19 protein-coding genes are annotated in these 21,783 nt (G+C 65.5%); 3 read left to right on the top strand and 16 right to left on the bottom strand.

Going from position 1 to position 21,783, the window contains the following annotated elements; translation table 11 throughout:
• The first annotated feature begins 51 nt into the window (after positions 1 to 51).
• Both ACQR1Y_RS26575 and ACQR1Y_RS26570 read left to right on the top strand, forming a co-directional pair.
• Positions 52 to 1,326 (top strand): DUF2130 domain-containing protein, encoded by a 1,275-nt coding sequence (locus tag ACQR1Y_RS26575; protein WP_434877110.1) that lies wholly within the window; start codon positions 52 to 54, stop codon positions 1,324 to 1,326.
• Between the two features lie 160 nt (positions 1,327 to 1,486).
• Positions 1,487 to 1,684: a hypothetical protein gene (locus tag ACQR1Y_RS26570; protein WP_434855946.1), complete on the top strand. Its 198-nt coding sequence runs from the start codon at positions 1,487 to 1,489 to the stop codon at positions 1,682 to 1,684.
• 254 nt (positions 1,685 to 1,938) lie between these two features.
• Here the strand turns inward: ACQR1Y_RS26570 and ACQR1Y_RS26565 are convergent, their stop codons facing one another.
• Genes ACQR1Y_RS26565 through cyoA form a run of 7 tightly spaced genes read right to left on the bottom strand, consistent with a single transcriptional unit; the run spans position 1,939 to position 8,886 of the window.
• Positions 1,939 to 2,472: a response regulator transcription factor gene (locus ACQR1Y_RS26565; protein ID WP_434877111.1), complete on the bottom strand. Its 534-nt coding sequence runs from the start codon at positions 2,470 to 2,472 to the stop codon at positions 1,939 to 1,941.
• Complete coding sequence (locus ACQR1Y_RS26560) at positions 2,462 to 3,814, bottom strand: ATP-binding protein (protein WP_434877112.1); 1,353 nt, start codon at positions 3,812 to 3,814, stop codon at positions 2,462 to 2,464. The genes ACQR1Y_RS26565 and ACQR1Y_RS26560 overlap by 11 nt, the downstream gene beginning before the upstream one ends.
• A 46-nt stretch (positions 3,815 to 3,860) precedes the next feature.
• Positions 3,861 to 4,682 carry an SURF1 family protein gene (locus tag ACQR1Y_RS26555; RefSeq protein WP_434877113.1) on the bottom strand — a complete coding sequence of 274 codons (822 nt, stop codon included), beginning with the start codon at positions 4,680 to 4,682 and terminating at the stop codon, positions 3,861 to 3,863.
• Positions 4,682 to 5,053 (bottom strand): cytochrome o ubiquinol oxidase subunit IV, encoded by a 372-nt coding sequence (gene cyoD / locus ACQR1Y_RS26550; RefSeq protein ID WP_434877114.1) that lies wholly within the window; start codon positions 5,051 to 5,053, stop codon positions 4,682 to 4,684. Before cyoD ends, ACQR1Y_RS26555 begins: the two co-directional genes overlap by 1 nt.
• Positions 5,050 to 5,679, bottom strand: coding sequence for a cytochrome o ubiquinol oxidase subunit III (gene cyoC / locus ACQR1Y_RS26545; RefSeq protein WP_434877115.1), 630 nt, complete (start codon positions 5,677 to 5,679; stop codon positions 5,050 to 5,052). The genes cyoD and cyoC overlap by 4 nt, the downstream gene beginning before the upstream one ends.
• Positions 5,676 to 7,685 (bottom strand): cytochrome o ubiquinol oxidase subunit I, encoded by a 2,010-nt coding sequence (cyoB, locus tag ACQR1Y_RS26540; protein WP_434877116.1) that lies wholly within the window; start codon positions 7,683 to 7,685, stop codon positions 5,676 to 5,678. The genes cyoC and cyoB overlap by 4 nt, the downstream gene beginning before the upstream one ends.
• A 25-nt stretch (positions 7,686 to 7,710) precedes the next feature.
• Positions 7,711 to 8,886: a ubiquinol oxidase subunit II gene (gene cyoA / locus ACQR1Y_RS26535; RefSeq protein ID WP_434877117.1), complete on the bottom strand. Its 1,176-nt coding sequence runs from the start codon at positions 8,884 to 8,886 to the stop codon at positions 7,711 to 7,713.
• Positions 8,887 to 9,038: 152 nt separating this feature from the next.
• Between cyoA and ACQR1Y_RS26530 the strand changes: the two genes are divergently transcribed.
• Positions 9,039 to 10,346 (top strand): MFS transporter, encoded by a 1,308-nt coding sequence (locus ACQR1Y_RS26530; RefSeq protein ID WP_434877118.1) that lies wholly within the window; start codon positions 9,039 to 9,041, stop codon positions 10,344 to 10,346.
• 383 nt (positions 10,347 to 10,729) lie between these two features.
• On the opposite strand, the gene ACQR1Y_RS26525 is transcribed toward ACQR1Y_RS26530, so the two are convergent.
• The 9 genes from ACQR1Y_RS26525 to ACQR1Y_RS26485 form a co-directional block, all read right to left on the bottom strand.
• Complete coding sequence (locus ACQR1Y_RS26525; protein ID WP_434877119.1) at positions 10,730 to 12,442, bottom strand: thiamine pyrophosphate-binding protein; 1,713 nt, start codon at positions 12,440 to 12,442, stop codon at positions 10,730 to 10,732.
• A gap of 25 nt (positions 12,443 to 12,467) precedes the next feature.
• On the bottom strand, positions 12,468 to 13,406 hold the full coding sequence (locus ACQR1Y_RS26520; RefSeq protein WP_434877120.1) for an AEC family transporter: 939 nt from the start codon (positions 13,404 to 13,406) through the stop codon (positions 12,468 to 12,470).
• 41 nt (positions 13,407 to 13,447) lie between these two features.
• The gene (locus tag ACQR1Y_RS26515; RefSeq protein ID WP_434877121.1) at positions 13,448 to 14,998 is read right to left on the bottom strand and encodes an AMP-binding protein; all 1,551 of its coding nucleotides are present in this window, start codon (positions 14,996 to 14,998) and stop codon (positions 13,448 to 13,450) included.
• 530 nt (positions 14,999 to 15,528) lie between these two features.
• A complete protein-coding gene (locus ACQR1Y_RS26510; protein ID WP_434877122.1) occupies positions 15,529 to 17,826 on the bottom strand; it encodes a molybdopterin cofactor-binding domain-containing protein in 2,298 nt (765 codons plus the stop codon).
• Positions 17,823 to 18,317: a (2Fe-2S)-binding protein gene (locus tag ACQR1Y_RS26505; RefSeq protein WP_434877123.1), complete on the bottom strand. Its 495-nt coding sequence runs from the start codon at positions 18,315 to 18,317 to the stop codon at positions 17,823 to 17,825. Before ACQR1Y_RS26505 ends, ACQR1Y_RS26510 begins: the two co-directional genes overlap by 4 nt.
• A 183-nt stretch (positions 18,318 to 18,500) precedes the next feature.
• Entirely contained in the window at positions 18,501 to 18,599 is a 99-nt protein-coding gene (gene pqqA / locus ACQR1Y_RS26500) for a pyrroloquinoline quinone precursor peptide PqqA (RefSeq protein WP_434877168.1), read from the bottom strand.
• A 134-nt stretch (positions 18,600 to 18,733) separates the two neighbouring features.
• On the bottom strand, positions 18,734 to 19,366 hold the full coding sequence (locus ACQR1Y_RS26495; RefSeq protein ID WP_434877124.1) for a hypothetical protein: 633 nt from the start codon (positions 19,364 to 19,366) through the stop codon (positions 18,734 to 18,736).
• Positions 19,363 to 19,860: a c-type cytochrome gene (locus ACQR1Y_RS26490; RefSeq protein ID WP_434856536.1), complete on the bottom strand. Its 498-nt coding sequence runs from the start codon at positions 19,858 to 19,860 to the stop codon at positions 19,363 to 19,365. The genes ACQR1Y_RS26495 and ACQR1Y_RS26490 overlap by 4 nt, the downstream gene beginning before the upstream one ends.
• 97 nt (positions 19,861 to 19,957) lie before the next feature.
• The gene (locus ACQR1Y_RS26485) at positions 19,958 to 21,736 is read right to left on the bottom strand and encodes a methanol/ethanol family PQQ-dependent dehydrogenase (RefSeq protein ID WP_434855962.1); all 1,779 of its coding nucleotides are present in this window, start codon (positions 21,734 to 21,736) and stop codon (positions 19,958 to 19,960) included.
• Positions 21,737 to 21,783 lie beyond the last annotated feature (47 nt).

Raw genomic sequence — 21,783 nt, 5'->3', positions numbered from 1 at the left:
AACGCCCCGCGGCGGCCGGTTAGATTGCATCTCCATGGAGAGATGCGAATCATGACCGATCCCCAGATCGTCTGCCCCTCCTGCCGCACCGAGATCAAGCTGACCGAGCAGCTCGCAGCGCCCCTGATCGCGGAGACGCGCCGGCAGTTCGAGAAGCAGCTTGCCGCCAAGGAGGCCGATTTCGGCCGCCGAGAGGCGCAACTGCGCGCCGCGCAGGAGCAGATCGCGCAAGCCAAGGCCGCGATCGACCAGCAGGTTGCCGCCAAGCTGAAGGCCGAGCGCGCCGCGATCGCGCAGGTCGAGGCCGAGCGGGCGCGCCAGGCTGTCGCCGATGAGATGGGCAACCGCGACCGCCAGCTCGCCGAGCTGCATCAGGTGATCGTCAGCAAGGATGCCAAGCTCGCGGATGCGCAGAAGGCGCAGGCCGAGATGCTGCGCAAGCAGCGCGAGCTCGACGAGGCCCGCCGCGAGCTCGATCTCACCATCGAGACCAAGGTGCAGGAGAACCTCGTTGCTGTCCGCGACAAGGCGCGGCTCGAAGCCGAGGAATCGCTGAAGGCCAAGGTCGCCGAGAAGGAGACCCAGATCGCCGGCATGCAGCGCCAGATCGAGGAGCTCCGCCGCAAGGCCGAGCAGGGCTCGCAACAGCTGCAGGGAGAGGCGCTGGAAATCGAGCTGGAATCGCAGCTGCGCGCGCGGTTTCCGCGCGACCTCGTCGAGCCCGTGCCGAAGGGCGAGTTCGGCGGCGACGTGATTCATCGCGTGGTCGGCCCCGGCGGCCAGGCCTGCGGCGCGATCCTGTGGGAATCCAAGCGCACCAAGAACTGGAGCGATGGCTGGCTGGTGAAGCTGCGCGATGATCTGCGCGCGGCCAAGGCCGACATCGCGCTGATCGTCTCGACCGCGCTGCCCAAGGGCGTCGACGGTTTTGACCTGATCGACGGCGTCTGGGTTGCCGAGCCGCGCTTCGCGTTGCCGCTGTCGCAGGCGCTGCGCCAGTCGCTGATCGACGTCGCCTGTAGCAAGCTCGCGCAGGAGGGCCAGCAGACCAAGATGGAGATGGTCTACGCCTATCTCACGGGCCCCCGCTTCCGCCACCGCATCGACGCCATCGTCGAGCGCTTCACAGAAATGCAGTCGGACCTCGACCGCGAGCGCAAGACCATGATGCGGCTCTGGGCCAAGCGCGAGGAGCAGCTGCGCGGCGTTCTGGATTCGACGGCGGGGCTGTACGGCGACCTGCAGGGTATCGCGGGACGCGCGATGCAGGAGATCGAGAGCCTGGACGTGCTGCTGATCGAGGGCAAGAGCGAGGCGGCGGAGTAGCGCGGTGCCGTCGCTCGGACATTGGTAGTAGGATCGCACCGCGCTCTTATATCATTCCTATGCGATCGCCCGTGGCCGCGTCTTGCATTCCTATGACATGCCGGAGGATATTCATCCTGACAACGGCCGGTTTCGCCGGCCCTCGATAGGGATGGATCCGATGTCTCCTCTCACCACTGAGCAGAACCACCTTCACCGTGCGTCGTGGTCTCTTCGTGACGAGCGCGCCAACGCGGCCACACGCGCCCTGCTCGGCCGGCTCACGCGCTTCGCCCTGGTGCTGACCGGCGCCTCCGCCCTGCTCACCTTGATGGTCGTGCTGAAGACCGCCGCCTACATGTCGCATCACCCGGTGTGATCGCTGACGGTCACTCGCTTGAATGAGATTCCACTCTTGCGGCTTGCGCGGTGTAACCTCGCCCCGCCAGGGCGAAGCAAAGCTTCGCTAAGGCGGGGAGAGGCCGGATTGCATTGTTAGATGCAATCCGGGTGAGGGGGGCTCTCAGCGCGGTCGGTGGGTGGGGCTGCCCCTCACCCCAACCCTCTCCCCGTGAAGAACGGGGAGAGGGAGCGCACCGACTGCGCGGCGGGCAGCGGTACGACTCACTGCAACTACTTCACCGGCCGCTTCTCCAGCTTCCGCGCCAACGTTCGCCGATGCATGCCCAGCCGTCGCGCCGCTTCGGAGATGTTGAAATCCGTATCGATCAGGGTCTGGTGGATGCGCTCCCATTCGAGCGTCTTGATCGAGGTGGATCGCTCGGGCAGTGCGACCTGGGCATTGCCCTCGGCCTTGCGAAAGGCTTCCTCGATGTCGTCGGTGTTCGACGGCTTTGCCAGATAGTGGCAGGCGCCGAGCTTGATCGCCTCGACGGCGGTGGCGATGCTGGCGAAGCCGGTGAGAACGACAATCAGCATCTCCGGATCGTGCGCGTGCAGCTTCTCGACGCAGACGAGGCCGGAGGCGCCGCCGAGCTTGAGGTCGACGACGGCGTAGCCGAACGTCCTGTCCTTGATGATGTCGTCGACCTCCTCGAGCGAGGCCGCGATCACGGCCTCGTAGCCGCGCCGCTCGAACGAGCGCTTCAAGGTGCGCGCAAAACCGTCGTCGTCTTCGACGATCAGGAGAGAGCGTTCAATCTCCACTGGGCTCTCCAATCGCAAGCATCGAGAGCGGCAAGGATAGCCGCACGGTCGCCCCGCGTCCCCGGTGGTTCCAGGCGGAAACGCCGCCGCCGAGCTTGCGGATCACATTGACCACCAGGAACAGGCCGAGGCCGCGGCCCGGACGGCCCTTGCTCGACTGATAGGGCCGCCCGATCTGCGCCAGCATCGCCGGATCGAAGCCCGGCCCGCGGTCGCTGACGCTGAGCAGCAATGACTCACCGTCGCGCTCGGCGACGAACTCGACCCAGTCTCGGGAGACCTCGAAGGCATTGTCGAGCACGTTGACGATCGCCTGCTTGAGCGCGACATCGGAGACGATTGCGGGGTCGGAGCCGAACTCGTTGCGGAACATCAGATTGCGCGCCGAGCGCGCCGTGGTCCATTCCGAGACCAGCGTGGTCAGGAACGCCTTCAAGGTCGTCGGCGCCGAGCCTTCGCCGCGGGCCTGCCCCGCCGACACCAGAATGTCGGTGACGATCGACTTGCAGCGCTGCACCGCGGCTTCCATCTCGGTGAAGTCCTCCGCCAGTGCAGGATCGGCCGAGATCGCCGTCATCCGCCGCCAATCGTTGAGGATCACGGAGATCGACGCGAGCGGCGTGCCGAGCTCGTGCGCGGCGCCGGAGGCCAACAGGCCCATGCGGATGATGTGGTCCTGCTCGGCGGCATGCTGGCGCAGATCGGCGAGCTTGGCGTCGCGCTCGCGCAGGTTCCGGTTGATGCGGGTGACGAAGACGACGAGCAGCACCGCGTCGAGCACGAAGCCGACGAACATGCCGGTGATGTGCAGGTCGAACGGATCGCTGACATGATGCAGCGGCGGCGCCAGCGGCCGGTACTCGATGGTGAGCCAGACGAAACTGAGCACCGTCAGCGCGACCAGAGACCAGGACGAGCGCGCATCGAGCAGCACGGCGCCGAGTGTGATCTGCAACAGATAAAGACAGGTGAACGGGTTCGACGCGCCGCCGGTGAGATAGAGCTCCGAGGTCAGCGCCACGACGTCGAGCATCAGCGCGATCAACAAATCGCGGTTGCCGACGTCATCGCGGGTGCGCAGCCAGATGTGGCTGGCGATATTGAGCACCACCAGCGCGCAGATGATCGCGGCCATCGGCACCACCGGCAGCGCGATGCCGAACCAGAAGGTGACAAAGGCAATGGTAACGATCTGCCCGACCACCGCGATCCAGCGCAGCTGGATCAGCAGCACCATGTTCTTGCGGTTGGTCGCGTCCTTGGTCGGGACCGGCGCGTGGATCTCCGGCGCGGCGATCGCGGCGACCGCTCCGATCGGCAGGTTCGGCGCTTCGTTCTTCATGCGGCGGCGTCCGGGAGCGGCGCAGCTGTCGGCGAGCCGCGTTCGCTCACAATGGCGAAGCCCCGTGCCCGTGCATGCTCTGCTGCCGATGATCCCATTCCACATCCTGCGTCGCCGCCGGACCGCGCGCACGGCGCAGCCGCTGCACGCCGGCCCCGGCCAGCATCAGCGCCAATGTAAACCAGGTCAGCGCGTAAACCAGATGGTTGTTCGGAAACGCGATCACGGTCAGGCCACCGACCGGATAGCCGCCCGGGTTCGGCGTCGCATCGGCATCGACGAAGAACGGCGCGACGTCGGACAGGCCGCGCGCCGCTGCGATGGCCGCAACGTCACGTGAATACCAGCGGTTGGCCGCGGGATCATTGTGGCGCAGGAAGCCGCCGCCGGGCTCGGAGATCCGCAGCAATCCGGTCACGCTGACCGGACCATCCGGGTTCCCGGCGCTGCGGCTGGCGGGATCGCGGCGCTCGGAGGGGACGAAGCCGCGGTTCACCAGGACGAGACCGTCGGACGTCTGCAGCGGCGTCACCACCCAATAGCCGGGGCCTTCGACCGTGAGCGCCTGCACCAGCGTTTCGCGATCGTTGAGGAAGCGGCCGCTGAGCGTCACCCGCTTGTATTCGTCGTCGCTGCGATTGATCGCCGGCCACTGTGCTGGAGAAGGCGCCGGCACCGGCGCGGCGTGCACGCGCCGATCGACCCGGTCGATCAGATCGAGCTTCCAGGCGCGGCGCTCGACCTGCCAGACGCCCAGCGCCAGCAGGATCGCGACGCAGGCGACCCACGCGGTGCCGATCGCCAACGTCGCCGGCCGCCTCGCGCCCGGCGCTTCTCGTCCCCCTGCCCCCTTGGCAGGGCCCGACATCACGGCGTCGAGCCCATCTCGTGCACCGGCATCATGTTGGTGGTCAGATGATGCATGACCCAGAGCGAGCCGGAGAGCGCGATCACCACCATGATGATGGTGAAGATCAGCGCCATCATGGTCCAGCCGCCCTCGGCCTTGGTGTTCATGTGCAGGAAGAAGATCATGTGGACGACGACCTGCACGGCCGCGAACGCCATGATGATCAGCGCCGTGACCTGCTTGTCGAGCGAGCCGGTCATGACCAGCAGGAACGGGATCGCGGTCAGGACGACCGAGAGGCCGAAGCCGATCAACTGGCCGGAGCGCGTGCCGGCATGGTCATCGGCCGACCCGTGCGCATCGGCGTGAGCGTGGGCGTCAGAGCTCATCGGAGCATCCCCATCAGATAGACGAAGGTGAAGACCCCGATCCAGATCACGTCGAGGAAGTGCCAGAACATGCTGAGGCAGACCAGCCGGCGGCGGTTGGCCTCGATCAGGCCGAAGCGCTTGACCTGCACCATCAGGGTCACGAGCCAGATCAGGCCGAACGTCACGTGCAGGCCGTGGGTTCCAACCAGGGTGAAGAACGACGATAGGAAGGCGCTGCGCTGCGGCGTCGCGCCCTCATGGATCATGTGCGCGAACTCGGTCAGCTCGATGCCGAGAAACGCGAGGCCGAACAGACCGGTCACCACGAGCCACGCCTGCATCGCACCGACGCGATTCTGCTGCATCGACAGCATTGCGAAGCCGTAGGTCAGCGAGGACAGCAGCAGGAACGAGGTGTTGAGCGCGACCAGCGACAGGTCGAACAGATCCTTCGGCGCCGGGCCCGCGGCGTATTTGGTGCCGAGCACGCCATAGACGGCGAACAGGATCGCAAAGATGAGGCAGTCGCTCATCAGATAGATCCAGAAGCCGAGCTGCGTGCTGCTCCCTTCGGGGTGCTCGTGCTCGTCGACGACGTAGAAGACCGGCTCGCCGGCCTTCATGGTGCCTGCTGCGATCGTCATGACTTGGCTCCTGCCGCGAGCAGCTCGGTGCGGGCACGCTCGACGCTCACGACCTCTTCGGCCGGAATGTGGAAGCTGCGGTGATAATTGAAGGTGTGGCCGATCGCGACCGCCAGCAGCGTGACGAAGCTGCCGGCCGCCATCCACCACATGTACCAGATCAGGCCAAACGCCATGGTGGTGCTGAGGCCCGCCAGGATCACACCGGTGCCGGTGTTGCTCGGCATGTGGATGGCCTTGAAGCCCGTGAGCGGACGCGCATAGCCGCGGCGCTTCATGTCCCACCACGCGTCATTGTCGTGAATGACCGGCGTGAAGGCGAAATTGTAGGCCGGCGGCGGCGACGACGTCGCCCACTCCAGGGTGCGCGCATCCCATGGATCGCCGGTGGTGTCGGCGAGCTGCTCGCGGCGCAGCACGCTGACGGCGATCTGGATCAGGAAGCTCGCGATGCCCAGGAGGATCAGGAACGCGCCGATGCCGGCGATGACGAACCAGATCTGCAGGCTCGGATCATCGAAGGTGCGTAGGCGCCGGGTCACGCCCATCAGGCCGAGCACGTAGAGCGGCATGAAGGCAAAGTAGAAGCCGACGGTCCAGAACCAGAACGACATCTTGCCCCAGAACGGATCGAGCTTGAAGCCGAACGCCTTCGGGAACCAATAGGCGATGCCGGCGAACAGGCCGAACAGCACGCCGCCAATGATGACGTTGTGGAAATGCGCGACCAGGAACAGGCTGTTGTGCAGCACGAAGTCGGCCGGCGGCACCGCGAGCAGCACGCCGGTCATGCCGCCGATCACGAAGGTCAGCATGAAGGCGACCGTCCACATCATGGGCAGCTCGAAGCGGATGCGGCCGCGATACATCGTGAACAGCCAGTTGAACATCTTCGCGCCCGTCGGGATCGAGATGATCATCGTGGTGATGCCGAAGAACGAGTTGACGCTGGCGCCGGAGCCCATGGTGAAGAAATGGTGCAGCCAGACGAGATAAGAGAGGATGGTGATGACGACGGTCGCGTAGACCATCGAGGTGTAGCCGAACAGCCGCTTGCCCGAGAAGGTCGAAGTGACCTCGGAGAAGATGCCGAACGCCGGCAGGATGAGGATGTAGACCTCCGGATGGCCCCAGATCCAGATGAGGTTGACATACATCATCGGATCGCCGCCGAAATCATTGGTGAAGAAGTTGGTGCCGACGTAGCGGTCGAGCGACAGCAGCGCCAGCACCGCCGTCAGCACCGGGAAGGAGGCGACGATCAGCACGTTGGTGCACAGCGAGGTCCAGGCGAAGACCGGCATCTTCATCATGGTCATGCCGGGCGCCCGCATCTTGACGATGGTGCAGATCAGGTTGACGCCGGATAACAGCGTGCCGACGCCGGCCACCTGCAGCGCCCAGATATAATAGTCGACGCCGACGTCCGGACTGTAGGACAGGTTCGACAGCGGCGGATAGGCGAGCCAGCCGGTGCGCGCGAATTCGCCGACGAACAGCGAGCACATCACCAGCACGGCGCCCGCCGTGGTCATCCAGAAGCTGAAATTGTTGAGGAACGGAAACGACACGTCGCGCGCGCCGATCTGCAGCGGCACGACATAGTTCATCAGGCCGGTGACCAGCGGCATCGCCACGAAGAAGATCATGATCACGCCGTGGGCCGTGAACACCTGATCATAGTGGTGCGAGTTGAGGTAGCCCTCGGAGCCGTTGAAGGCGATCGCCTGCTGCAGGCGCATCATCAGGGCGTCAGCGAAGCCGCGCAGCAGCATGACGATGCCGAGCACCATGTACATGATGCCGATGCGCTTGTGGTCGACGGTGGTGAACCACTCCTTCCAGAGATAGCCCCACAGCCGGAAATAGGTCAGTGCACCGAGCAGCGCGAGGCCGCCGAGCGCGACCATTGCGAAGGTACCGACGATGATCGGCTCGTGCAGCGGCAGCGACTCCAGGGTCAGCCGGCCGAAGATGAGCTTGGTGAGATTGGCAGTGTCGAACATGATGTGATCCTTGCGAATCCGAACGTCAGGAATTCGACTTGGAGGTCGGCAACGAAATGAACGATGCCTTGGACGGCCGCATCAGGCCGGGCCGTTCCAGCCCGCGGCCCTGCAGCGGCGTCCAGTCGAGCGGCGCCAGCACGGTGGGCGAGGAGTCCTCGGCCATGCGCGTGACCTGGTCGCCCGGCAGGCAGACGCCGCCGGCGACGAAGCTCGGCTCGGCGCCGAACACGGCCCCGCGGCCGGCGAACTTGTCATAGGCGAGCGGCAGCGTGTTGCGCACACCGGCCATGCCCATGCCGCCCCGGGCGTCGATCGCCATCATCTCGCTCATGCACATCTTGCCGGTCTCGACGCACATGTTGAGGATGGCGCGGAACAGGTCGTTGTCGACGGAAGCGTAGTAGCGCACCGGCTCGTTGGCGCTCGGACGCTCCAGGGTCAGGTATTCAGGCTTGCCCAGCGCATTGCCGCTCGCCTTGGCCTTCTCGACCCAGCCGGCAAACTCCGCATCCGACAGGCCATGGAAACCGAAGCGCATGCCGGAGAAGCCGGCGCCGCTATAGTTCGCCGAGAAGCCGCGATAGACGCCGGGCTTGTTGATGACCGCGTGCAGCCGGCTCTGCATGCCCGGCATCGCATAGATCTGACCGGCGAGTGCCGGAATATAGAACGAGTTCATCACCGAGGACGAGGTGATGCGGAAATCGAGCGGCCGGTTCACGGGTGCGGCGAGCTCGTTGAGGCTGGCGATGCCGTATTCGGGATAGATGAACAGCCACTTCCAATCGAGCGCGACGACGTTGACCTCGAGCGGCTTGTCCTGCGGCGTCACCGCGCGATCGGCCGAGATGCGCCCGAGCGTGCGGTAGGGATCGAGCAGATGCGTGCCCATCCAGGTGACGGCGCCCAGGCAGATGATGATCAGCAGCGGCGCCGCCCAGATCAAAAGCTCGAGCTGGGTGGAGTGGTCCCAGTCGGGCGTGTAGGTCGCGGTCTTGTTGGACTGGCGGTAGCGCCAGGCGATCATGGCGGTGGCCACCATCACCGGCACCACGATCAGCAGCATCAGCACGGTGGCGATGATCACGAGATCGCGCTGCTGGGCCGCGACGTCACCGGAGGGCGCGAGCACCACCAGATTGCAGCCGCCGAGCGCAAACCCTAGCGGTAGCAAAGCCAACGTTTTCCAGTAACGCACGATTAACCTCGTCGAAGCGCGGATCTCTGAACGAGGCCTCACGTAGCGACCGGAGGCCATGCCCAACATTGGACAATTTGTCCAATACCGGACCAAGCGCGGGGCAGACATCTACGGGCCGCACATAGAGTGCGAGAGGACTGCGAGCAGCGATGACACAGGCAGCGGCCATGGACGGCGAGACCGATCTCTCCCGCAGGCATGAGGCGAATCCCGGCGAGATCGCGATCGGGGTCATCATCGGCCGCACGTCGGAGTTCTTTGATTTCTTCGTCTACGCCATCGCCTCGGTGATCGTGTTTCCGCGGCTGGTTTTTCCGTTCGCCGACGAGCTGACGCAGACGCTGTATTCCTTCGCGCTGTTCGCGCTCGCCTTCATCGCGCGTCCGTTCGGCAGCGTGATCTTCATGGCGATCGACCGCCGCTACGGCAAGAGCGCCAAGCTGATCATCGCGCTGTTCCTGCTGGGCACCTCGACCGTCGCGATCGCCTTCCTGCCGAGCTACTACACCGTCGGCGCTGGCGCGATCTGGCTGCTGGCGCTAGCGCGAATCGGCCAGGGCCTCGCCTGGGGCGGCGCCTGGGACGGCCTCGCCTCGCTGCTCGCGATGAACGCGCCGGAGCATCAGCGCGGCTGGTATGCGATGATCCCGCAGCTCGGCGCGCCGCTCGGGCTGATCGTCGCCAGCACGCTGTTCGCGTTCTTCGTCGGCCATCTCTCGGCGGCCGACTTCTTCGACTGGGGCTGGCGCTATCCGTTCTTCGTGGCGTTTGCCATCAACGTCGTGGCGCTGTTCGCGCGGCTGCGCATGGTGGTGACCCCCGAATATGACGAGCTGTTCCACTCCCGTGAACTGCAGCCGGCCAGCGTCGCCAACACCATCCGCCACGAGGGCCGCAACATCGTGATCGGCGCCTTCGCGCCGCTGGCGAGCTTTGCGCTGTTTCACATGGTGACGGTGTTTCCGCTGTCCTGGGTATTCCTGTTCACCAAGGAGACGCCGGCGCGCTTCCTGATCATCGAGGCCGTCGGCGCGGTGTTCGGCGTGGTCGCGATCATCGCCTCCGGCATGCTCGCCGACCGCATCGGCCGCAAGTCGCTGCTGATCGGCTCAGCCATCGCGATCGCGGTGTTCTCGGGCTTCGCGCCGCAGCTGCTCGATGCCGGCCCGGTCGGCGAGACCGTCTACATGGTGCTCGGCTTCATCCTGCTCGGCCTGTCGTTCGGCCAGTCCTCGGGCGCGATCGCCGCCAACTTCGCCCGCACCTATCGCTACACGGCGTCAGCACTGACCGCCGACCTCGCGTGGCTGTTCGGCGCGGGCTTCGCGCCGCTGGCGGCGCTGTTGCTGGCGTCGTATTTCGGCCTGCTGTCGGCCGGCGGCTATCTGCTGTCCGGCGCGGTGTGCACGCTGCTCGCGCTGTGGCTGAGCGCGCCGCGGCAGCTGGAGCAGAAATAAGCGGGGCGACACAATTCGCTGCACTTGGTCCTCTTTGACCGAGTAAGCTTCCGGCCGCGAGCAGCGTAATGATCAAGACGATCGAAAGCTTCGCTCGGAATTGCGCGCTTCGCCCTGCTCGGAACGACTTCCACCCTCACCCTGAGGGCCCGCCGAAGGCGGGCGTCTCGAAGGGCGAGGCCACAGCTCGGGCCTCATGGTTCGAGACGCGCCGCGCCCGAACCATCTCAGCTTGCGTCAAGCAGCTTGCGGCGCGGCGCTCCTCACCATGAGGTTCAACAGCCGGGGCGGCACTGCACACCGGACCACGAACACGCCGAGAGGCGTGTTCATGGAGAGAGTGGGGTTCCGAGACCGGCGACACGTTGCAGACCAACGACAGATCAACTCCCCCGCCATTTCCGCTCCGCCTCGTCCCACGCAGCCAGCGGCTGCAGGTCCGGCACGCACGCCAACCCCGTCTTGGCATCCGACGACACCGCCTCCGGCGTCACGACCATGTCGAGCAGCGCCGGACGATTCGCCAGCGCGCGTTCGATCGCAGGCCCAAGCTGCTCCTCCGTCTCGACGCGCTCGGCATGCATGCCGAAGGCGCGCGCCATGGCGGCGTGATCGGCGAACTGCAGCCTGGTGCCGACGACCTTGCCATGCGTCACCGACTGGTCGTGAACCTCGATCTGCCAGGCGCCGTTGTTGGCGACGACGATCAGCACCGGGGCCTTGTGGCGCACGGCGGTGTCGACCTCGATCGCGTTGAAGCCGAACGCGCCGTCGCCGGTCGCGACCACCACGGGCTTGTCGGGATAAGCGAGGCTGGCGGCGATACCGTAGGGCACACCGATGCCGATGCAGCCGAACGGGCCGGGATCGAGCATCAAGGGCGCACTCAGGCCCACACGGGCGAAGGACAGGAAATCACCGCCGTCGGTGATGACCACGGCGTCGTTGCCGATGGCGTCCTGGATCGCAGATAGCACGCGGTTCGGATGCAGCCGGCCGTCGGAGCCCGGTGCCGCCGTCGCCATGCTCTGCTTCAGCTTGGCGGCGCGCTCCTGATGCGCCGCGCGCAGCTTCGCGGCCCATTGCCGATCGACAGCCGATTCGCGATTGCCCGCGAGCGCAACGATCGCACGAAGCGTCTCGGCCGGCGACGCCAGGATCTCGGCCGCGCCGCGGCGATTATCGCGCAGCTCGCTCGCAGTGTCGCTGATGCGGACGAACCTGGCGTCCCTGAACACGGCGGGCGAGCCATAGGCGAGCTGGAAGTCGAGCTTGCGGCCGACCGTCAGTACGACATCGGCATCGCCCATCACGGCGCCGCGCATCGCGCCCACCACGGACGGATGATCATCGGGCACGAGGCCCCTGCTCTCGCCGGTGTCGAGATAGACCGCGCCGAGCCGGTCGAGCAGGCCGATCAGCTCGGGCCCTGCGCCGCGCGCGCCACGGCCGGAAATGACGAGCACGCGGCGCGCCGACCACAGCAGCTCGACCGCCTTCTCGACCTCGGCCGGATCGGGGCGCGTCGCCGCGCGCGGCTTCGGTCCGAGATGCTCCTCCAATTGCAGTGCCTTCGGCACGATCCCGCGCAGAGTGTCGACCGGGAAATCGATGAAGACGGGTCCGGGCTCGCCGCCATCGCCGAACGCCCGCGCGATCGCCTCGTCGAGCTCCTGCAACACCAGTGACGGCTCACGCACCGTGCGGGCATAGCGCGTGATCGAGCGCACCAGCTGGGTGTGATCCATGTCCTGCAGGCCGCCGCGATTTTCCTGCGGCCGCGGATTGCCGCCAGATATCACCAGCACCGGCGCGCGCGAGACATGGGCGTTGGCGATGCCGGTGATCGCGTTGGTCATGCCCGGCCCAGCGGTCACCAGCGCGACGCCGAGCTCGCCGGTGAGCTCCGCATGGGCCTGCGCCATGTGGACGGCGGCGCGCTCGTCACGCACGTCGATGATCTGGATCCCCTCCGCGTCGAGCCGCATCCAGATCGGCATGATGTGGCCGCCGCACAGCGCGAACACGCGGGTGACGCCGCGGCGCTTGAGCAGGCGGGCGATCAGGTCGGCGGCACTGTCGGGGGAGACTTTCATCGGACCACTCCGGATGAAGATGCAATCAGCCCGGGGCGAGCCAGGCCACGAGCAGCGAGACCGTGAGGACGGCGAAGATGTGCGAGACGAGGATGGAGCCCGAGGTGACGCCCGCCTCCAGGCCGTAGAGCTTGGCGATGGTGAACGGCCCCGAGCCGATCGGCAGCGCGCTGAGGATGACGGCCGAATGCGACCACAGCGGCGGCATCGCAAACACATGGAAGGCGAGCAGCGCCGTGACCGCGGGCTGCATCACGAGCTTCAGCGACACCAGAATCGCAATGGATGTCGCATCGTGCGTGACGACGCGCTCCTGTGCCAGGAACAGGCCGATGCACACCAGCGCCACCGGCGAGGCCGCGCCGCCGAGCAGGCTGGTGAAGCTCATGAATGGCGCCGGCAGCGCGATGCCGCTGAGCCCGACCGCGAGGCCTGTGACCGGCGCGACGAACAATGGGCTCGTCAGCAGCGAGCGCGCGACCTTGGCGATGGTGGTGCCGAGCGTCGCGCCCTTCTGCAGATCCATCTCGACGACGACGATCGCGAACAGGAACAGGACGCTGGCCGTGAAGAGCGTAGCGATGATCGAGGCCGGCGCGCTGTCCGGGCCGAACACCAGGAGGCACATCGGGATGCCCATGAAGCCGACATTGCTGTAGCCGGCATCCAGCCCCTCGATGCTGGCGTTGGCGACGCGGCGGCCGCGCAAGCGGCTGATGACAAAGCCGGTCGCGAAGGTCGCGGCGATGCCGCCGCAGAACGCGCCGATGAAGCCGAACTGGCTGACCTGCTCGACGCCGATCCTGGACATCGCCGTGAAGATCAGCGCCGGCAGCGCAAGATACACCGCGAAGCGGTTGAGATTGTCGGTTGCGGTGCGGTCGAACACACCGAAGCGTCCGCACAGGAATCCGGTGAGGATCAGCGCGAAAATGGGAAGAGCGGAATTGAGAACGGCCTGCATCGCAGCTACATATCAGACCGCACCACATCGCAGCCACCCGTTCACGAAAATCGCTTCTTCAGCTCGCGGTGCAGGATCTTGCCGGTGGCGTTGCGCGGCATCTCGGCGTCGGTGATCAAGGCGTAGGAGCGCGGCCGCTTGAAGCCGGCGAGACGTTCCTTGGCCCAGTCGACCAGCTCGCCCTCCTTCACGGTCACCCCGTCGCGCGGCACGATCACGGCGTGGACGCGCTCGCCCCATTTGTCGTCGGGAAGGCCGATCACCGCGATGTCCTTGACGCTGGGATGTGCGCCGACCAGCGCCTCGACCTCGGACGGATAGATGTTCTCGCCACCGGAGATGATCATGTTGCTCTTGCGGTCGGCCAAGTGAATGTAACCGTCAGCATCACGGCGCGCCATGTCGCCGACCGAGCAATAGTCGCCGCGGAACGCCTCCTTGGTCTTGTCCGGCAGGCGCCAATAGCAGTCGAAGGTGTGGGCGTTGGACGAATAGAGCTCGCCCGCCTCGCCGTCCGGCACCTCATGGCCGGCCTCGTCGAGGATGCGGATGGGGGCTGCGCCGACGCATTCGCGCCCGACAGAGCCGAGCTTGGTGAACTGCTCATGCGGATGCAGCATCGTCACCCAGCCGGTCTCGGTCGCGCCATAGAGCTCGTAGAGACCGGACTTCGGAAACATCTCCATCACCTCGCGCTTGGTCTCCGGTCGCGCCGGCGCCGAGGAGATCATCAGCTTGGTCACCGCGCTGAAATCGTGCTGCGCGCGGATCGCGCGCGGCAGATCGAGCATCATGATGTAGTGCGTCGGCACCAGCGAGGTGAAGGTCGAGCCGCCATCGGCGAGCGTCGTCACCGCGTGCTCGGGATCGAAGCTCTTGCGTGAATAGATCGAACTGACGCCGCCGATGTAGCCGAACGCGCCGAAGAAGTTCAGCGAATTGGCATGGCACATCGGCATCACCAGCAGCGCGCCGTCATCGCGGCTGAGCTTCAGCTCGATCTCGGTGACCATCGACAGCAGCACGGCGCTGCGGTGGCTGCGCAGCACGCCCTTCGGCTTGCCAGTCGTGCCCGAGGTGTACATCAGGGTCCAGGGATCGGATAGCGCGACGTGCTGATCCGGCTCCACTGACGCGGCTTGCGCGATGATGTCCTCATAGCCGCGATAGCCGGCCGGGCGCGGCTTTGTACCGAAGTGGATGAAGCGATCGTCGGGGATGCCGAGATCCTTGCGAGCCTCCTCGACGAGACCGACGAGTTCGTCCTGTACGATGACGGCGGACGCTTCGGCGTTCTGCACGATGAACAGCACCTCGGGCGCTGTCAGGCGAAAGTTGATCGGCAGCGCAACCAGGCCAGCCTTGGCCGTCGCCGCATAGATCTCACACCACTCGACGCAATTGTAGGCAAGGATCGCGACGCGATCGCCCTTGGCCAGACCGAGGCCGAGCAGCGCATTGGCGAGCCGGCAGGCGCGCTCGTTCCAGAGACGGAAGCTCATCGCGCGCTCGAGGTCGCGGGCACCGGTGCGCTCCGGCGACATGCGGGCGTGCGCCGACAGCATCTGCCCGAAGTTCAGCAGGTCCCTCATTCCAGGCTCCTCCCCTTTACGAATTCGTATTCCGAATTCGAATTCAAAGCAAGAGCCTTGGTCGGCGCCTCGCATGATCCCGTCCCGGCGTGAAGAGGCGCCACTGTGTCTGGTTCGGTCACACGGGCCGCGACAAGCAAAGGTGTCATCCCGGGCCAGTCCGGCAACGCGCAGCGTTGGCGGACGCCGACCGGGAATCCATACGCCGTGGCGGACGCGGCTGGGCGAGATCGTTCAGCCATGGTGCCTCGCACATCTCCCTGGGGTTATGGGTCCCGGATCTGCGCGCGCATGCCAGCAACGCTGCGCGTTGCCGGAGCGCGCTTGTCCGGGACGACACTGAGTTTGGAATTTGGCAGCGTTGCCATCTGCGGGCCAACGATGTGCCGGGGCTATAGGATCATAGAGCCGAAATCAGAAATGACGGACTCATCGTGAAAAACAGGCCTGAGCTACGGGCCGCAGGCGTCGAAACGAAAACTCACAAATGATTGGGTGGAGCGGCGCAGGCCGCCCCACCCTGCTTGTTGCTACGCCTTCATCGCCGCCTTTACCGCCTCGGCGGTGATCGGCAGCGACCGAAGCCGCGCGCCGCAGGCGTTGTAGATGGCGTTGCCGAGGGCCGGGGCAACCACCGTCACCGCGGGCTCGCCGACGCCGGTCGCCTTCTCGCCATTGGCGATCACTGATATCGCGACCTCCGGCACCTGGCTCATCCGCAGCGGCGTGTAGCTGTCGAAGTTGGTCTGCTCGATACCGCCATCCTTCAAGGTCGCCTTCTCGTACATCGCCAGCGACAGGCCCCACAGTGCCGCGCCTTCGACCTGGGCGCGGATGTTGTCGGGATGCACCTGCGTGCCGACATCGGTCGCCACGGTGAGCTTCTTCACCGTAACCGTACCATCGTCGGCCACCGCGACATGGGCGACGCACGCCGTCCAGCTCGCGGTCGCGCGCTCCTGCGACGACACGCAGGCCACGCCCATGCCCTCACCCTTCGGCAGCTTCTTGGCGCCGTAGCCGGACAGGCCCATCGCCGCGAGCAGCGTGTTGCGCAGCCGCTGCGCGCCGCCATCGTTCTTGCCCTTGCCGTCGAGCAGCGCGATGCGGAACTGCGCCGGATCTTGCCCTGAGGCCACGGCGATCTCGTCGATCATGCTCTCGACCGCCCAGAACGTCCAACCCGGCGCCACCGAGCGGAGCTGCCCGGACGGCGTCGCATTGTGCGCGAGCTCGTTCTTGATCGCGCGCACATGGTGGTTGGGGACGGTGTAGAAGAAGTCGGCGCCGTTGACCGTGAACGAGTCGAGCGGGCCCTTCTTGTCGACCGAGGGTGTCAGGAAGTCCGGGATGCCCCAGCGCGCGGTGGGCCAGGCCGAGACGACGTCGTGGCTGAGAGCAATGAGCTTGCCGTCATTGTCCAGACCAGCCTTCACTTTCTGGTAGGTGAGCGGCCGCGAGTAGTCCATCGTCATGTCGTTCTCGCGGGAATAGATCACCTTGACCGGCTTGCCGACAGCCTTCGCCGCCTGCACCGCCGGCACCATCATGTCGGCATCGAGCCTGCGGCCGAAGCCGCCGCCGAGCCAGGCCTGATGCATCACGACATACTTGGGATCGATCCCGGCCGCGCCAGCCGCGATCGCGCCGGAGCGGGTCGCGAACTGATTGCCGGAGTAGATGTGCAGGATGTCGCCCTTGAACTCGGCGGTGGCGTTCATCGGCTCCAGCGGCGCGTGGATGTTGATGCTGGTGGTGTACTCCGCCTCCAGCACCCTGGCCGCGCCCGACAGCGCCGCATTGGCATCGCCGTCCTTGACGAAGAACTGCCCGGAATCGTCCTGCGCCTGCAACTTCTTGGCTTCAACGAGGATGCTTTCGGTGCTGACATTCGCGTACGGGCCCTTGTCATAGGTGATCTTCAGCGCATCCGCGGCCTTCCTGGCATTGGCATAGGTGCTGGCCACCGCCACGACCCAGCCTGACGTCGAGCCGGTCTTGTCGTCCAGCACGACCGCCTTGATGAAGCCCGGGACCTTCTTGGCCTCGCTGTCATCCACCGTCTTCACGGTCGCGCCGAAGCGCACCGGCGGCGTCACCACCTTGCCGTAGACCATGCCCGGCAGCATCGTATCGATGCCATACTTCGCCGTGCCATTGGTCTTCGACGGGATATCGAGCTGCGGCACCGACACGCCGATCATCGTGTACTGATCGGGCGTCTTCAAGGTGATCGCCTTCAACTCGTCGGGTGTGAAGCTCTTGGTGATCTTGCCGCTCTTGACGATCTCGGCATAGCTCATCTGCTTCTTCGACTTCGGATGCATCACGACGCCGTCGCGCGCGACGAGCTCCTTGGCCGGCACGCCCATCGCGGTCGCCGCGGCTTCCGTCAGCGCGATGCGTCCGGCGGCGCCGGCCCGGCTCATCGCGTCGAAGTTCATCATCGTGCTCCAGCTGCCGCCGGTGATCTGGGCGCCGAGCACGGGATCGTTGAACTTCGGATCGTTGGAGGCAAGCTGGACGCGCATGTCCTTCCAGGCCGCGCCGAGTTCCTCGCAGATGATCTGCGCCATCGTCGACGCAATGTGCTGGCCCATGTCGGCCTTGCCGCACGTCACGGTGACGAGACCGTCGGGCGCGATCGAGTACCACACGGTCGGCTCGAAGGCCGAGGGCGTCGTGGCAGCAAGAGCGCTGTCTGCAAGCCCCGCATAACCGAGCACGAGGCCGGTCGCGGCGGTGCCGACCAGGAAGGAACGGCGGCTGAGATCGGTCGTGTGGCCGGCGATGCGCTCGCCCGCGGCGTTCTTCACATGCGTAGTCATGTGGGGCTCCGCTTGTTCGAGGTGGTGTTGGACGCCGTGCGCATTTCAGCTGCCGCGCGCGAGATCGCCTTCTGGATCCGCGAATACGTCATGCAGCGGCAGAGATTGCCGTCCATATGCGCCGTGATCTCCTCCTTGCTCGGGCTCGTGGTCTTCGCGAGCAGCGAGGCCGCCTGCATGATCTGGCCGGACTGGCAGTAGCCGCATTGCGGCACCTGCTCGGCGATCCACGCCTTCTGCAGCGGATGATCGCCCTTCTCCGACAGGCCCTCGATCGTTGTGATCTTCTTGTTGGCGACGTCGCCGACCATGGTCTGGCACGAGCGCACCGCCTCGCCCTCGACATGCACGGTGCAGGCGCCGCACAGCCCGGCGCCGCAGCCGAACTTGGTTCCGGTCATCTGCAATTCCTCGCGGATGACCCACAACAGCGGCGTGTCGTTCGCCGCGTCGACAGAGACGTCTCTGCCGTTGATACTGAGTTTCGCCATTGCCAAGAACCTCCTTACGGGACGGATTTGCTCTGAAGCGAACGCCCATCGGCGTTCCGGCACGTCTCGGCCGCGCGGCGCCCCATCGCCCGCGCGGTGTCCGAGGGTGAATTGCAGCTCAATCGGTGGCAGCGACAACAACGGCTGCGATCGCTGCCACCGCAGACCTTGAACGGTCGTGGCTCAGCTCTTGCGCTGAGCGGACTGCCGGCTGGCGCAGGCATACATGTTGATTTCCATTCCAACCGGCACTTCGACGATCTTGGGGGCAGCCCAGCTCATGCTCGTTCTCCCGGAGAGGATGATCATCGCCGCACGACAGACGGCGCCCTGCATCTCCGGCAACTCTCCGCACCCGGCGATCGCAGGCATGACGCGAACCTCACCGCGCTGGGGCGAGGCGCGGAACCCAATGCTTAGTTCGTCAGCTTCGTGATCTGGACCATGGTCTGGTCGACGAAGTTCTTGATGTCCTGGTCGGGCTTGCGGAACAGCTCACGCTCGACCGTCAGCATCCGGCCGGGGATGGCTTTCTTGCAGACCTCGCGCAGAAAGACGCCGCCGACCGGCTGCTCGCCTGCGCTCGGCTGCTGCTCCTTGCAATCCCAGCCCTCGGCGCCGTAGCGCGACTTCACCTGGTTGCCGAGCAGGAACGCCTTCTTGCGGATGTAGAGGCGCGCCTTCGGATCGGTCTGGATGGTGAGCCCGAACACCGTGGCGTTACCGTCGATGACGGCCGTGAGCAGCACCGGATGGCCGGCCACCTTGGTGCCGTCCTGACTCGTCTCCGGATCGAATTCGAAGCGCACCGCGCGCCGTCCCTGTTCATCGGCCGGACAATCGCGCCAGCTCGACCAAGCAGCGAGCAGGCGATCAGGCTGCCCAGCGCAGCTCAGGTTGACATAGCCTTCGTTCGGCAGGTTGCCGATCGACATGCCGACCGTAATGTCCCGCAGGTCATAGCTCGGCACGGCCTGCGCCGAGGCCGCGTGCATGACGACGCTCAGCAGGAAGGTCGCAAAAATCGCTGTGCAGGTTGAGCGCTTCATTTGGATGGCTCGCTTGCGGGCTGGGTTGCGTTGGCCTTGTAGATGTCGCAGACGCGCGACGTGTTGCCGAAGAAGGCGGTGCACTCGTCATAGGTGGGTTCGCCTCGCCCCTTGATGTGCGCGAGCACGTAGTCCGCGACGGCCTCGATGTCGTTGGGGCGCAGGAAGGTGCCACCTTCCGGAGGCATGCGCTCGCCGACGTCCTGGCGGTTCATCTCGTAGCATTTGGTCGTGTCATAGGAGCCGCGCGCAAAATACGGCATTCCGGTGCCCGGACGGCCGCAAGTCACGGTCTCGATGATGTGCTGACGATCGAGCTCTGTCTTGCGCAACGACAGCGCGTCGCCGCCGTAGCCGCCGCCGCCATTGCCGTGCCATTTGTGGCAGCCGACGCAGTTGGCGCGCTTGAACACCGCCTTGCCGGCCTCGGTCGGATCGGTGGGGGCAGCAGACTGAGCCGAGGCGAGCGAACCGGAGACGAGAACGAAAGCCAACGCCATGGCGGACGTGATCGCACTGAATTTCATCTGATCTTCTTTTCAAACGCGAAAACGGGAGGAGCGGAGGCAGTGCCTCCGCTCCTTGATCGACTTACAGCGCGAAGACGTAGAGCATCGAGCCGGGCTGGATCTTCTTCAGCTCGGGCGTGGATTCAATGAACCACTTGTCCCAGGCGCCGCCGAGACCGACGAGGATCGCGACATATTGCTTGCCGTCCACCGAGAAGGTCACGGGAGGCGCGTTGACGCCGCCGCCGGTGTTGAACTCCCACAGCTTCTGCAGGGTCTTGGCGTCGAGCGCCATCACCTCGCCCGAAGGCTGGCCGGTGAAGACGAGATCAGGCGTCGACAGCATGCCGCCGAGATTCGGGAACGGCGTCTCCATCTTGCCGGCGATCTTGCCGGTGGTGACGTCGATCGCGGTCACACTGCCCGTGATCCGGAACGGCTGGCTCGGCCCGCCGCCGGTCCAGAACTCGCGCGGCTTGAGCTTGTCCTTGGTGGCTTCCTCGACCGTGATCCGGTTGCAGCTCTCGATCACCGGGATGTACCAGAGCTTGAGATCCGGATTGTAGGACGTCGGCGGCCAGTTCTTGCCGCCCATGTTGCCCGGGCAGATGTCCGCGACCTTGTTCTCACGATGCGGTGTCACCGCAGCGTTGTAACGCTGCACCGGATTCTTCGGATCGTACTCGATCGGCTTGCCGGTCTCGGGATCGAGGCCCTTGGTCCAGGTCACCTTCTTGACGAAGGGCAGTCCCCAGATGAACTTGCCGTTGGTCCGATCGATCGCATAGGCGAAGCCGTTGCGGTCGGCCTCGAGCGCGAGCTTCAACGTCTGGCCGTTCGGCGCGGGCACGTCGACCAGAACGTTCTCGGCGACACTGTCATAGTCGTACGGATCGTTCGGCGTGTGCTGGTAGTGCCACTTGATCTTGCCGGTGTTGGCATCGAGCGCCAGCGAGCTGTCAGTGTAGAGGTTGTCACCGGGACGATAGGCATTGTCCCAGTCCGGTCCGGGGTTGCCGACGCCCCAGATGATCGTGTCGGTCGCCGGGTCGTAGGTGCCGGTCACCCAGGTCGAGCCGCCGCCGGCCGCGGCCGCGTCGTTGCTGTCCTTCCAGGTCTCGCTGCCGGGCTCGCCCTTGGCCGGAATGGTGTGCGTGCGCCACACTTCCTTCTGCGTCGTGAGATCGGTGGCGGCGATCCAGCCGCGGATGCCATATTCGGCGCCGGCGACGCCGGAGATGGCCATGTTCTTCACGATCAGCGGCGCGCCGGTGATGACCTCGCCCTTGTCGGGATCGGCGACCTGGCGCTGCCAGGCGACCTGGCCGGTTTCCTTGTTCGTTGCAATCAGCCGGCCGTCGAGCGTGTGCGAGACGACAAGATCGCCCCACAGCGCAACACCGCGATTGTCGACGCCGCAGCAGGCGATGGCGCCGGCCCAGTCATGATCCGTCTTCGGATCCATCTTCCAGACCATCTGGCCTTTGCCACCGCGCGCATCGATCTTGTAGACCGAGCCCCAACCGTCGGTCACATACATCATGCCGTTCTCGACGATCGGCGTGCCTTCGAGACCGCCATGGCTCCAGATGCCGCCGCCCTCGACGCCGCCGAGATGCATCGTCCAGGCGACCTTCAAATTCTTGACGTTGTCCTTGTTGATCTCCTTCAACGTCGAGAAGCGCGTGCCCGAGTAGTTCTTGTGATGATGCAGCCAGTTGCCGGCTTCCTTGTCGGCGTTGAGCAGCCGCTCCGGCGTCATCTCGTCGGCGGCCTGCGCCGGTGCTGCCAGATTGAAACAGGCAAAGGCTGCGCCGGCGAGCAGCACTGCCCGCAACGTAGACCTGACGTGATTCCTCATCGTTTCCTTCTCCCACTTTTTGATTATGAGTTGGATCGAACACCGCT

The sequence above is a fragment of the Bradyrhizobium sp. HKCCYLRH3099 genome (assembly GCF_051167855.1).
Lineage (GTDB): Bacteria > Pseudomonadota > Alphaproteobacteria > Rhizobiales > Xanthobacteraceae > Bradyrhizobium.
The sequence above is the reverse complement of the archived record's forward strand: the minus strand, read 5'-3'. Positions and strand labels throughout refer to the sequence as shown.

What these genes read in the sequence shown, in the direction of transcription:
- ACQR1Y_RS26520 (WP_434877120.1), bottom strand. Translation starts at nt 13,406, where the DNA reads ATGCAGGCCGTTCTCAATTCCGCTCTTCCCATTTTCGCGCTGATCCTC.
- ACQR1Y_RS26485 (WP_434855962.1), bottom strand. Translation starts at nt 21,736, where the DNA reads ATGAGGAATCACGTCAGGTCTACGTTGCGGGCAGTGCTGCTCGCCGGC.
- cyoD (WP_434877114.1), bottom strand. Translation starts at nt 5,053, where the DNA reads ATGAGCTCTGACGCCCACGCTCACGCCGATGCGCACGGGTCGGCCGAT.
- ACQR1Y_RS26510 (WP_434877122.1), bottom strand. Translation starts at nt 17,826, where the DNA reads ATGACTACGCATGTGAAGAACGCCGCGGGCGAGCGCATCGCCGGCCAC.
- ACQR1Y_RS26515 (WP_434877121.1), bottom strand. Translation starts at nt 14,998, where the DNA reads ATGAGGGACCTGCTGAACTTCGGGCAGATGCTGTCGGCGCACGCCCGC.
- ACQR1Y_RS26555 (WP_434877113.1), bottom strand. Translation starts at nt 4,682, where the DNA reads ATGTCGGGCCCTGCCAAGGGGGCAGGGGGACGAGAAGCGCCGGGCGCG.
- ACQR1Y_RS26530 (WP_434877118.1), top strand. Translation starts at nt 9,039, where the DNA reads ATGACACAGGCAGCGGCCATGGACGGCGAGACCGATCTCTCCCGCAGG.
- ACQR1Y_RS26525 (WP_434877119.1), bottom strand. Translation starts at nt 12,442, where the DNA reads ATGAAAGTCTCCCCCGACAGTGCCGCCGACCTGATCGCCCGCCTGCTC.
- ACQR1Y_RS26570 (WP_434855946.1), top strand. Translation starts at nt 1,487, where the DNA reads ATGTCTCCTCTCACCACTGAGCAGAACCACCTTCACCGTGCGTCGTGG.
- ACQR1Y_RS26505 (WP_434877123.1), bottom strand. Translation starts at nt 18,317, where the DNA reads ATGGCGAAACTCAGTATCAACGGCAGAGACGTCTCTGTCGACGCGGCG.
- cyoC (WP_434877115.1), bottom strand. Translation starts at nt 5,679, where the DNA reads ATGACGATCGCAGCAGGCACCATGAAGGCCGGCGAGCCGGTCTTCTAC.
- ACQR1Y_RS26575 (WP_434877110.1), top strand. Translation starts at nt 52, where the DNA reads ATGACCGATCCCCAGATCGTCTGCCCCTCCTGCCGCACCGAGATCAAG.
- ACQR1Y_RS26495 (WP_434877124.1), bottom strand. Translation starts at nt 19,366, where the DNA reads ATGAAGCGCTCAACCTGCACAGCGATTTTTGCGACCTTCCTGCTGAGC.
- pqqA (WP_434877168.1), bottom strand. Translation starts at nt 18,599, where the DNA reads ATGAGCTGGGCTGCCCCCAAGATCGTCGAAGTGCCGGTTGGAATGGAA.
- cyoB (WP_434877116.1), bottom strand. Translation starts at nt 7,685, where the DNA reads ATGTTCGACACTGCCAATCTCACCAAGCTCATCTTCGGCCGGCTGACC.
- ACQR1Y_RS26560 (WP_434877112.1), bottom strand. Translation starts at nt 3,814, where the DNA reads ATGAAGAACGAAGCGCCGAACCTGCCGATCGGAGCGGTCGCCGCGATC.